The organism is Pseudoalteromonas sp. SG41-5, from assembly GCF_014164495.1.
In the GTDB taxonomy this organism is placed as follows: Bacteria; Pseudomonadota; Gammaproteobacteria; order Enterobacterales; family Alteromonadaceae; genus Pseudoalteromonas; species Pseudoalteromonas rhizosphaerae.
Window position 1 is genome coordinate 15,768 of the sequence record NZ_JACJFH010000070.1, and the last position, 11,409, is coordinate 27,176.

An 11,409-nucleotide genomic window follows, 5' to 3' on the forward strand; every position below is an offset into this window, starting at 1 on the left:
ATGTTCGATTTTCTGTGGAATTTAGGTTCTTTTATTCTAGCGCTGGGAATTTTAGTAACAGTGCATGAATATGGCCATTTTTGGGTTGCCCGCAAAGCGGGTGTGAAGGTGTTAAGGTTTTCTATTGGCTTTGGTAAACCGCTAATAAAATGGCACGATAAACACGACACTGAATATGTCATTGCAGCAATTCCTTTAGGCGGCTACGTGAAAATGCTTGATGAACGTGTTGATGAGGTGTCAGCTGAACAACGTCACTTATCATTTAATGCCAAGTCAGTACAAGCGCGTATCGCGATTGTAGCAGCAGGGCCGCTGGCTAACTTTATATTTGCTATCTTTGCTTTAGCTGCGATGTACATGGTTGGGGTTCAATCGGTGAAGCCGGTGGTAGGCTCAGTAAATGAGGGTAGCCGCGCTGAGCAGGCCGGTATTATGCCTAGTCAACAAATTGTAAAAATTGGCGATGATAATATTGCGACTTGGCAAGATGCTACGTTTGCATTAATGGCCAGCCTAGGTGATAAAAGTGTTGCTGTTACCGTGCGTGACGAGCAATTTCAAGAACAGGTTAAAATGCTTGATATTGATGGTTGGAAACTTGATCAACAAGATGTGCCACCATTAGCTTCATTAGGTATTGTGCCGTTTCGTCCGCAGGCTACTTTAACCGTTGCTACAATTTCGCCAAACTCTGCTGCAGCAGACGCTAATTTACAAGCAGGCGATGAAATTATCGCCGTAAATGGTGAAACAATAACCAGTTGGACGCAGTTAGTTAATGTTATTCAGCAATCCGCTAACAAATCATTACAATTTAGTGTAAAAAGACAAGATAGTATAGAACTGCTAAATGTTACCCCGAAAGGACAACGTAATAGTGATGGCTTGCTACAAGGCTTTTTAGGTGTAGCACCGGTGGTTGAAAAATGGCCAGATGGTTACATTGAAACTAGACATTATGGCCCACTCGATAGTATGGTGCTGGGCGTAACTGAAACATGGCGCTTGATCAGCCTAAGTTTTGATATGATTGGTAACTTAATTACTGGTCAAGTATCAGTGAAGAATTTAAGTGGTCCAGTTGGTATTGCTGTAGGGGCGGGAACTAGCGTAAGCTATGGCTTAGTGGCGTTTTTAGGCTTCTTAGCATTGATAAGTGTAAACTTGGGCGTATTTAATTTATTGCCCTTACCAGTGCTTGATGGTGGGCACTTAATGTATTACATAATTGAACTTTTTCGTAAAAAGCCGGTCTCTGAAAAGACACAAGAATTTGGTTTTAAAGTGGGTGCCTTGCTACTCATTTTTCTTACATGTTTCGCTTTGTTCAATGATGTATCGCGATTGTAAGCAATTGCGACAGTCTCGAATTAAAACACGATTGTAAAACACCGCTAAAGTATAATTTTAAGGTGTTGAGCGGTAATACCGTTGTAAAGGATAAAGATAATAAAATGGCTATAAAAAAACATTTGGCAGTAACAAGTTTATTAGGTGCTAGCTTTGCAGCCCTAGGCCAAAACTCCTTTATTGTTGACGATTTAAAAGTTGAAGGTTTGCAGCGCGTAGCGTTGGGAGCAGCATTAACACATATTCCTATTAACGTGGGTGATAGTGTTGATGACTATACAATTTCAAAAACGATTAAGTCTTTGTATAACTCAGGTCACTTCGACAATATCAAGGCACTACATGATGGCAATAATGTTATTTTTAGAGTAACAGAGCGCCCAACAATTAGTGTTATTGAGTTTGAAGGTAATAAAGACATTAAAGACGAGCAGCTTAATCAGTCGCTTGATCAGCAAGATATTCGCCAAGGTGAACCACTGGATAAAACTGTGGTTGATAACATCGAGAAAGGCTTAATAGAGTTTTTCCACAGTATTGGTAAATACAACGCTAAAATTGATGTCAGTATCACTAAGTTACCGCGTAACCGCGTTAAGCTAAAACTTAAGTTTGATGAAGGTGATGCCGCATCTATCCGTCAGATCAACTTAGTTGGTAACGAATTGTTTAGTGATGAAGACTTGTTAGCACTTGCTGAGTCACAACAAGATTTACCTTGGTGGCAGTTTATGGGCAGCGATCGCTACCAGAAACAAACCATTGAAGGCGATCTCGAGAAAATTCGTAGTTATTATTTAGACCGTGGTTACTTACGTTTTAATATTGACTCAACACAAGTATCAGTAAGTCCTGAACGTGAATCTGTGTATGTAACAGCTAACATCACCGAAGGCGTTAAATACAAAGTGAAAGGCTTTGACTTCATTGGTGATCTACTTGGCCGTGAAGAACTGATCAAAAGTGTTATTCCACTGCGTGCCGGTGAACTTTATAATGGCTCAGTGGTTACCTCATCTGAAGAATTTATCAAAAGTTATTTAGCGCGTTTCGGTTATGCGAATGCGGAAGTTCGCACCATTCCTGAAATTGATGACGAAACCAAAGAAGTTCAGTTAACACTCTCAGTTAATCCTGGTCAGCGTGTTTATGTGCGTCGTATTATTGTTGGTGGTAACCAAAATACCGCAGATGAAGTATTACGTCGTGAAATGACCCAGCTGGAAGGCGCATGGTTATCGAATCAGAACCTTGAGCGTTCAAAGCTACAAATTCAACGTCTTCCTTACATGGAAAGTGTTGATTTTAATGTTGTGCCAGTCCCTGGTATAGATGACCAAGTTGATGTCGATTTTACCGTTAAAGAGCAATCAGCTGGTAGCTTTAACGCAGGTCTTGCTTATGGTTCTTACTTAGGTCTGCAATTTAATATCGGTGTGACTGAATCTAACTTCTTAGGTACGGGTAACCAGATTGGCTTTAACATCAATACTTCGCGTGGTTCAGAACGTGTTAGTTTATCGTATACCGACCCTTACTTCACCCCAGATGGTGTGTCGCAAGGCAGTAGTATTTTCTACAGTAATTACGATGCAAGTAAGTTTAGCCTCATCGATTACAAATCAAAAAGCTACGGCATTGGTACAAATATAGGCTTCCCAATTGATGCGGTAAACCGTATCAACTTTGGTGTACGTTGGATCCAAGAAGAGTTATCTGAGATTGCTGAATATGAGCAAACGCTTGTTATGCGTGAGACCTTCCTAGACGTGAATAACCCGGATAAAGGATTTGATTTTACTAAGTACGAACTCAGCGTTGGTTGGTCTCGTGTGACAGTAAACCGTGGTTTATTCCCAACGGCAGGTTCGCGTCAAACATTAAACTTAACCGGTACTACGCCAAACTCTGATTTAACTTACTTTAAGGTAAATTACGACTCGCGTTTTTATTGGCCACTTACTAATAACCACCGTTGGGTATTCTCAACGCGTGCTGCATTTGGCTATGGTAACGGTTATGGCACAACCAATGGTTACGATCAAACATTACCATTCCAAGAATATTTCCGTATAACCGAAATGGAATTACGTGGTTTTGACCGTAATACTATTTTGCCGCGTGCAATATCGCGTACACCACAAGTAATTCCAGGCAATTCATTGGCAGATGGTAGTCTAACTGGCAATATAGGCGGCTCGCCAGAGTTTGATGTGTTAACACCGGGAGGACGTATTGGTGGTAATGCCAAAGCGGTTGCAGGCATGGAGTTAATTGTGCCAACCCCATTTTTGGATGAAGATAATACCAGTTCTGTACGTACTAGTTTCTTTGTTGATGCTGCAAACGTATGGGATACTGAATTTAACGTTGACCGTTATAAAAATTTAGGGCCGAATGAACGCGCTAAGCTTGAGGATTATTCAGATCCGCTGCGCTTTAGGGTATCAACCGGTTTATCATTACAGTGGATCTCACCTATGGGTCCAATGTTGATTAGTTTTGCGTATCCATTGCAACAAGAAGAAGATGACGATACGAAGACCATCAGCTTTAACATTAGTAATACATTCTAAAGGAGTTTTTTGTGAAAAAATCATTTAAATCATCGGCAATTGCCATTTTAGCAACACTTATGATGGGTACTTCTGCAAGTGCTTTTGCACATAAAGTTGGTATTGTAGATATGCAAGAAATCTATAAGCAAATCCCACAAATGGCAAAAGTTGAGCAAACACTGCAAGCTGAATTTGCTGAGCGTCGTCAAGAACTTGAAAAGCTACAGGGCGATATCCGCTTTGAAGCAGAAAAATTCAAGCGTGAAAGCACTACAATGAGCCAAGCGCAAAAAGATGCGTTGCGTGAAAAAGTGGAAGGCATGCAAAAAAATCTTGCTGAAAAAGGTCGTCCTTTAGAGCAAGAAATTAAAACTCGTCAAAACCAAGAACTAGCTAAAGTTCAAGGTATTATTATCAAAGCAATCGAAGATATTGCTAAAGATGGTAAGTACGATGAAGTTAAAGTTAAAGATACTACTATCTACTTTAACCCTAAAACGGTCGTTGATTTATCAAGTAAAGTTGTTGATAAAGTAAGTAAGCAATAGAACTGATATATGCATAATTATACGCTTTCGCAGATTGCGGAACTTCTAGGCGCCACGCTTGACGGTGATGGCGCTTGGGAAATCTCAAAAATTGCTACACTTGCAAATGCCCAGTCTGGGCATATTGCATTTTTAGCGAATAAGAAATATCGCTCACAACTTAGTGATACTAAGGCGGGGGCAGTGATCCTATCTGCCGCAGACGCAGAGTATTATCAAGGTAATAAGCTCATAGTGGTTAACCCCTATGTTTGCTACGCGAAATTAGCCCAGTTACTCGATACAACGCCACGCTCAGCGTCACCAGGTATTCACCCAAGTGCGGTGGTTCATCCTGATGCTACAGTTGCAAGCACAGCCGCTATTGCAGCTAATGCGGTGATTGAAGCCGGAGCGGTAATTGGTGATAACGCGCAAATAGGCGCTAATTGCTTTATTGGTGAAAACACAAAAATTGGCAATGGCACAAAACTGTGGGCAAATGTCAGTGTTTATCACGATGTAGAAATTGGTAGTGATTGCTTATTTCAATCAAGTAGCGTAATCGGCAGTGATGGCTTTGGTTATGCAAATGATAAAGGCCAATGGATAAAAATTCCTCAGCTTGGTCGCGTTATTATAGGTGACAAGGTTGAAATTGGCGCTGGTGCTACGGTTGACCGTGGTGCAATTGATGACACGATTATTCACAGCAATGTGATTATTGATAACCAATGTCAAATTGCCCATAATGTTGAAATTGGTTCAGGCACAGCAATTGCTGGCTGTACCGTGATAGCAGGTAGTACAACTATTGGTAAAAATTGCCAGATTGCCGGGCTTGTCGGCATAAATGGTCACATAGATATCTGTGATGGTGTTATACTTACGGGTATGAGCATGGTGACTAAAGCGATTACGAAACCTGGTATTTATTCCTCAGGACTTCCACACTCTTCAAATAAAGAGTGGCGCCGAAACATTGCCCATTTCCGTAATTTGCCAGAGATGAAAGTTCGCCTTAAAGCGCTAGAGACTCTGACTAAGTCATTAAACGTTGATAATTAATAAGGATGCTATTTTGGCAAACGAATTAAATAGCCTTGATATACAAGAAATTTTAAGCTTACTTCCGCATCGTTACCCGATGCTACTAGTTGACCGTGTACTTGATTACACCCCAGGTGAATCATTACATGCAATTAAGAACGTAACTTTTAATGAACCGATTTTTACCGGCCATTTCCCTAACCAGCCAATTTTTCCTGGTGTATTAATTTTAGAAGCCATGGCACAGGCAACCGGTTTATTGGGGTTTAAAACTGTCGAGAATCGCAGTGAAAATGAACTATATTTATTTGCAGCGATAGATAATGCGCGCTTTAAACAACCTGTAACGCCTGGTGACACCATGCATTTACACGTTCAATTTTTAAAAGAGCGTCGTAATATTTGGAAGTTTGCAGCAGAAGCAAAAGTTGATGGCAAAATAGTATGTAGTGCCGAAATCATGTGTGCGAGAAGAGAGCTTTAATTGTGATCCATCCTACAGCGATAATCGAACCAGGTGCAAAGTTAGGTAATAATGTATCGGTTGGCCCGTATAGCTACATTGGCAACGATGTGGTTATTGGTGACAATTGCATTATCGAATCTCATGTTGTGGTCAAAGGTCCGTCAACAATAGGTTCAGGCAATCATATATTTCAATTTGCGTCTGTAGGTGAAGCCTGCCAAGACAAAAAATATAATAATGAGCCAACCACACTTATCATTGGCGATAACAATGTTATTCGTGAATGCGCTACCATCCACCGAGGTACAATTCAAGACCAAGGTGTGACTAAGATTGGCAGCAATAACTTATTTATGGCTTACACTCACGTAGCCCATGATGCGGTGATTGGCGATAACGTTATTTTTGCTAATAATGCATCTGTTGCAGGCCATGTACATATTGGTGACTGGGTTATCTTAGCGGGCAATTCAGGTATTCATCAGTTTTGTAAAGTGGGGGCACATGCCTTTGTTGGTATGTACTCTGGCGTGAACAAAGATGTGCCGCCGTTTGTAACAACTATAGGTACGCCAGCAGGTCCTGTTGCAATTAATACTGAAGGCATGAAGCGCCGTGGCTTTGAAAGCGATGAAGTAATGGCAACACGTCGTGCTTATAAAACACTATACCGCAAGAGTTTAGGTGTTGAAGAGGCAATTGCAGCGCTTGCTGATGATGCCGCTAAGTACCCAGCAGTACAGTTAATGGTTGATTTTGTGAAAAATTCTGAACGCGGTATTATTCGTTAATTCGTTAATTCGTTTATGCAGTGTATAAAAGCCACCAGTTATTAAGTTAACTTGGTGGCTTTTTTGTATTCACTGTTTTGTATTTACTTTAATTCAGTTGCAGCTCAGTTGATACCTGCTACCTTCATGCATTCTAAGGGAGCGTTGAATTTTGATTAAAGCACTTTTAATTAGCTTATCACTGGCTATTTTAGCTGGCTGTAGTAGCTCGCAGACAAACTATTCTGCAACAAGCACAGGTATTCGTGAGCAGGGAAATGCTAGCTTTTATGCCGATAAATACCATGGTCGGCTGACCGCTAGTGGTGAAAAGTTTGACCAACAAGCCATGACTGCGGCGCACAAACAGCTCCCTTTTAACAGCAAAGTTAAAGTCACAAACACAGCAAATAACCGTTCAGTGGTCGTTAGAGTGAATGATCGCGGTCCTTTTATTCGCGGCCGTATCATCGATTTAACAAAGCATGCGTTTGAGCAACTCGCAGAGCCAAGCTCGGGCGTTATTAACGTAACCGTTGAAGTAATTGATTAAAAGCGTGTGATCAAGTTCACGTACTCAGGTTGCTCTGCTAATAGTTGCTGATGCGTTGCAATCGCTTTTATTTGCCCTTGCTCTAACCAAATTACGTTATCCATATTGGCAAGTAAGGCAGGGTCGTGAGTTATGCTGATCACAGTACAGTGCCCCATGCTGGTTAATATCGCATCCATAACTTGATGCTTCGATTGATTGTCGAGGCCTTCGGTTGGCTCATCAAGCACTAAAATAGCCGGTGCTCTGAGTAAGGCTTGCGCTAACGCTAAACGCCGCGATTGCCCACGCGACAAACTTCTGCCACCTGTGCCTAAGCGGGTGTCTAATCCTAGTTTTAACTCGCTAAGCCAATCACCTAACTGTGCTTGTTGACAGGCTGTGCGCATTTGTTGTTTAGTTGCTGAGGGCGCCGCATAGCGTAAGTTTTCAGCAATGGTGCCATCAAAAATATGATGTTGTTGTGCGACTATGTTAATCAGTTCGCAGCGATTTTGTTGACTGATCGTGTTAATTGCTATGGTTTTGTCTGCTGAAGTTAGATTTATCTCACCATTTTGCTGTGGCCATAAACCACTGAGTAAATTAACCAGCGTACTTTTCCCACTGCCGCTTTGCCCCACAATCGCGACTTTTTGCAGTGGCTCAATCGCAAAACTTAAGTTGTTAAGCGCAAAAGTATCACTGTGGTAACAATAACTAAGATCTTTAAATTCAAGCCCTAAAGGTTGCACTGATAACGACTCCTGAACGCTTGTAGTTTCAGGGCGCAGTTTATCTTCTAAATCAAAAATACGCTTTGCAGCGCTTAGCGCTACGGGCAATTGAATAAACGCATTTGATAGCGTTAGCACCGTTTCAAAACTAGCAAGCACAAATAAACTAAGCATTGCCAGTTCAACATTGGCCATAGCTCCGCTGTAAACTAGCGGTGCAATTATCACAATGGCACCGAGCATACTCAGTTGTACTATTAATAGTGATATGCCATTACTATGTGCTTCGGCGCTATGGCGAACAAATAGTTGCCGATTATAGCGTTCACTGGCTGCCCGACATTGCTCAATTTGTTGCTCGGTGGCTTGATAGATAGCCAACTCTCGTAAGCCACTTAGGGTATCTGATAATTCAGCACGTAAAGTCGCCGAATAGTGAGTTTCGAGGTCGGCAGTTTGCTGAAGTTGTTTACTCAGTATGATCGGCAGGGCAACGCCTACTATTAAGAGTGCAGTAAAGCATAGTAACGCTACATTACTGTTGTAGGCTGCCATAATTGCAACCACAATTGGCACGCTGATTAGCGCAACAATCATCGGTAATAATACGTTTAAGTAAAATTTATCGAGCGCTTCAACGTCATTTTGCATGCGGTTAAATAGATCGGCGCTGCGGCTCATGGCTAAATCAACATTGCTTAGCTGGCTTAGCGTGTTAAAAACACTGACACGAATTTCACTTAATAATAAAAAGGTGGCGTTGTGGGTTACCAATCGCTCGCCGTAACGAGAGGCGGTTCTTACGATTGCCAAAAATCTAATTGTGCCGGCTGGTGTGAAGTAATTCATTTGCGTGCCAGCCAAGCCAGCTGCAGCCATGGCGGCTAAAAACCAACCAGAAATAGCCAATAAGCCAACGTTTGCCAGTACTGTTAAGGTTGCTAAAAATGCCCCTAACAGCATTGCACCTAGGTGCGGTCTACACAGTTTTAATAAACGTAAAAAATTAGTCATGCTGTTTACTCCTTGCATGCACTAAATCAAACAGCGCGCCTTGGTTATCGATGAGGGTTTTAAAGCTACCTTGCTCAATAACAGCACCATCTTTCATTACAATAACTTGTTTAGCTTGTGCAATGGTATTTAAGCGATGGGCTATCACCACAACGAGATGTTGCTGTGCATAATGATTGATAGCCGCTTGCACCTGTTGCTCAGTTTGGCTATCGAGGTGTGCGGTTGGCTCATCAAGGATCAAAATTGGCGCTTGTTTTAAAAATGCCCGAGCTAAAGCGATCCGCTGCTTTTGCCCGCCTGAGAGTCCTTCGCCTTGTTCACCAATTTGAGTGTCAAAGCCCTCTGGTAATTGATTGATAAACTCAAGTGCACCAGCTTGCTCTGCTGCAGTTTCTAGCTGCGTGAGTGTGGCATCCGGTTTGGCCAATAGTAAGTTAGCTTTGATACTGTTAAACAATAAAGTAGGTTGTTGTGGGATCCAGGCAATATGTTGCTGCCATTGCTTAATGTGTGATGCGGCTAATTGTTGTTGATTTACCGTAACAGCACCGATCACCTGAGGATGAAACCCTAATAAACAATCGAGTAAGGTGCTTTTACCAGCACCACTTTGACCAACGATGGCATACAGGCCTGTGCCTGCAAATGTTAGGTTTATATTGTTAACGCCTTCATTACTTTGTGGGTAATGAAAATTTAAATTATCAATATTGAGTTGTTCGATACTTGGTAAGTTTAAGCTATTTTGAGTATTTGGTTGTATGTTCTCAAGATCCTTAGCAGGGAGTGGCTCATTCAATATTTTTAGCATATCAGCGGCGGCACTAATCCCTTCTAATCGGGCATGGTAATGGCTGCCGAGTTGGCGCAGCGGTAAATAAAACTCCGGGGAAAGTAACAGTACAACAAAGCCGGTCGAAAAATCTAAGGTACCAAAAAACAACCGAAAACCGATTATCACCGCTACTAACGCGACACTAATGGTCGCTAAAAACTCGAGTGCGAAAGATGATAAAAATGCGATTTTTAATACGTTTAAAGTCGCATGGCGAAAGTCATCGGAAATTTTGGCAATTTGCTTTAGTTCGCGCGTAGTCGCATTAAATAACTTTAGTTGGGTTAAGCCTTGTAAGCGGTCAAAAAAGTAATTACCTAACACAGCTAGTTGTTGCCAACGTTGTTGATTCAGTTGTTCTGCTTTGTGGCCAACCAAAATCATAAAAAACGGAATTAGAGGGGCGGTGAATAAAAAAATCAACCCAGCTTTCCAATCGGTAGGAAAAATCACCATCAGGATAGCCAAAGGAATAAGCGCACTGTAAGCCACGCTCGGTAAATAATTAGCATAATAATCGTGCAGTGCTTCAACACCATTGTGTAGGGTGTTTAAAGTCGCGCCATGACCTTGTTGTTCAATATAACTTGGCCCAAGTAAGGTGAGTTTCTCGAGTAAAGTATGGCGCATAGCAGTTTTAATTTTAAGTGCGGCTTGGGCACTTATGCGCTGCGAAAATCCAAGTAATATTCCGCGCCCTAAAATCAATGCTGCTAATGGCCAAAGTAAAGGGGTAATAGTGGCTAAATTGGCGTGTTCAAACATCACTAAATGAATTGATCGTGCCACTAAATAAGCACTGGCAATCATCAATAATGCGTTAAATGTTCCTAGCGCAATACTGATTTTTAAAAGACTGCCAGCGTGATTGGAATGCGTTTTTAAAAACGCGCGCAGCGTAGTTTGTTGCGCGCGATTTGGTCGGGGGTTAGTCGTCATTTTGGCGATTAAGCCTATCGTGTAATTCTTGTTCGTCGTCAGCGATACTGTCTTTGTTCTGGCCAAATTCGTACCACATAACGTTGATCACACCTAACGTACAGGCTAATAAAACACCGAGTATCCAAGCAAAATACCACATAGATCAAATCTCCTTAGTAACTGCCATGGCTGTTATTTTCAATTTCTTCTACGGTTACTTTGCGCCACATTTTCACATAACACCATGTGGTGTAAAGTAAAATAAGTGGCACAAAAATACTTACTGCAATAAACATTACATTCAATGTTCTATGGCTAGAAACCGCATCCCATATTGTTAAACTAATATCAGGGTGATTACTTGATGGCATAATAAATGGGAATAAGGACATTCCAGCCGTCATGATCACACCGCCAAGCATTAAGCTTGTTGCTATTAATGCCAGCCCCGGCCTATTAATTTTTGAACATATCCACGCTAATGCAGCCATTAAAAAAGCGACCGCAGGGAACAGCATAGTTAAAGGCATTTGTTGATAATTGTTTAACCAAGCACCTGCAGAGGTGGTTACTGTTTTATCTAGTGGGTTTGCAAAGCCTTGCGCATCACCCATCGAGATTATTTGGTAACCATCAAGATTAG

At 41.6% G+C, this 11,409-nt stretch carries 11 protein-coding genes; 7 read left to right on the forward strand and 4 right to left on the reverse strand.

Annotated elements, in window-relative coordinates; genetic code table 11:
* The 7 genes from rseP to H5232_RS16365 all read left to right on the forward strand — a co-directional run bounded on the left by rseP (window position 1) and on the right by H5232_RS16365 (window position 7,277).
* Window positions 1–1,353, forward strand: coding sequence for a sigma E protease regulator RseP (gene rseP, locus H5232_RS16335; RefSeq protein ID WP_182785138.1), 1,353 nt, complete (start codon window positions 1–3; stop codon window positions 1,351–1,353).
* 104 nt (window positions 1,354–1,457) lie between these two features.
* Window positions 1,458–3,929: an outer membrane protein assembly factor BamA gene (bamA, locus tag H5232_RS16340; RefSeq protein WP_182831200.1), complete on the forward strand. Its 2,472-nt coding sequence runs from the start codon at window positions 1,458–1,460 to the stop codon at window positions 3,927–3,929.
* An 11-nt stretch (window positions 3,930–3,940) separates the two neighbouring features.
* Window positions 3,941–4,459 (forward strand): OmpH family outer membrane protein, encoded by a 519-nt coding sequence (locus tag H5232_RS16345; protein ID WP_149982990.1) that lies wholly within the window; start codon window positions 3,941–3,943, stop codon window positions 4,457–4,459.
* Between the two features lie 9 nt (window positions 4,460–4,468).
* Complete coding sequence (lpxD, locus tag H5232_RS16350) at window positions 4,469–5,506, forward strand: UDP-3-O-(3-hydroxymyristoyl)glucosamine N-acyltransferase (RefSeq protein ID WP_182740510.1); 1,038 nt, start codon at window positions 4,469–4,471, stop codon at window positions 5,504–5,506.
* A gap of 13 nt (window positions 5,507–5,519) precedes the next feature.
* Window positions 5,520–5,972 (forward strand): 3-hydroxyacyl-ACP dehydratase FabZ, encoded by a 453-nt coding sequence (fabZ, locus tag H5232_RS16355; protein WP_145240491.1) that lies wholly within the window; start codon window positions 5,520–5,522, stop codon window positions 5,970–5,972.
* Window positions 5,973–5,974: 2 nt separating this feature from the next.
* A complete protein-coding gene (gene lpxA / locus H5232_RS16360) occupies window positions 5,975–6,745 on the forward strand; it encodes an acyl-ACP--UDP-N-acetylglucosamine O-acyltransferase (RefSeq protein ID WP_149982988.1) in 771 nt (256 codons plus the stop codon).
* A 148-nt stretch (window positions 6,746–6,893) separates the two neighbouring features.
* Window positions 6,894–7,277 carry a septal ring lytic transglycosylase RlpA family protein gene (locus H5232_RS16365; RefSeq protein ID WP_310736578.1) on the forward strand — a complete coding sequence of 128 codons (384 nt, stop codon included), beginning with the start codon at window positions 6,894–6,896 and terminating at the stop codon, window positions 7,275–7,277.
* On the opposite strand, the gene cydC is transcribed toward H5232_RS16365, so the two are convergent.
* From cydC to cydB, 4 genes are all read right to left on the reverse strand, one after another.
* Complete coding sequence (gene cydC, locus H5232_RS16370) at window positions 7,274–9,007, reverse strand: thiol reductant ABC exporter subunit CydC (RefSeq protein ID WP_182831201.1); 1,734 nt, start codon at window positions 9,005–9,007, stop codon at window positions 7,274–7,276. The two genes, H5232_RS16365 and cydC, sit on opposite strands and share 4 nt — an antisense overlap.
* Window positions 9,000–10,784 (reverse strand): thiol reductant ABC exporter subunit CydD, encoded by a 1,785-nt coding sequence (cydD, locus tag H5232_RS16375; RefSeq protein WP_182831202.1) that lies wholly within the window; start codon window positions 10,782–10,784, stop codon window positions 9,000–9,002. Before cydD ends, cydC begins: the two co-directional genes overlap by 8 nt.
* Window positions 10,774–10,926, reverse strand: coding sequence for a cytochrome bd-I oxidase subunit CydX (cydX, locus tag H5232_RS16380; RefSeq protein WP_064667585.1), 153 nt, complete (start codon window positions 10,924–10,926; stop codon window positions 10,774–10,776). Before cydX ends, cydD begins: the two co-directional genes overlap by 11 nt.
* Before the next feature lie 13 nt (window positions 10,927–10,939).
* Window positions 10,940–11,409, reverse strand: a 470-nt coding sequence (gene cydB / locus H5232_RS16385; protein WP_182831203.1) for a cytochrome d ubiquinol oxidase subunit II, incomplete at its 5' end; no start/stop codon positions are given.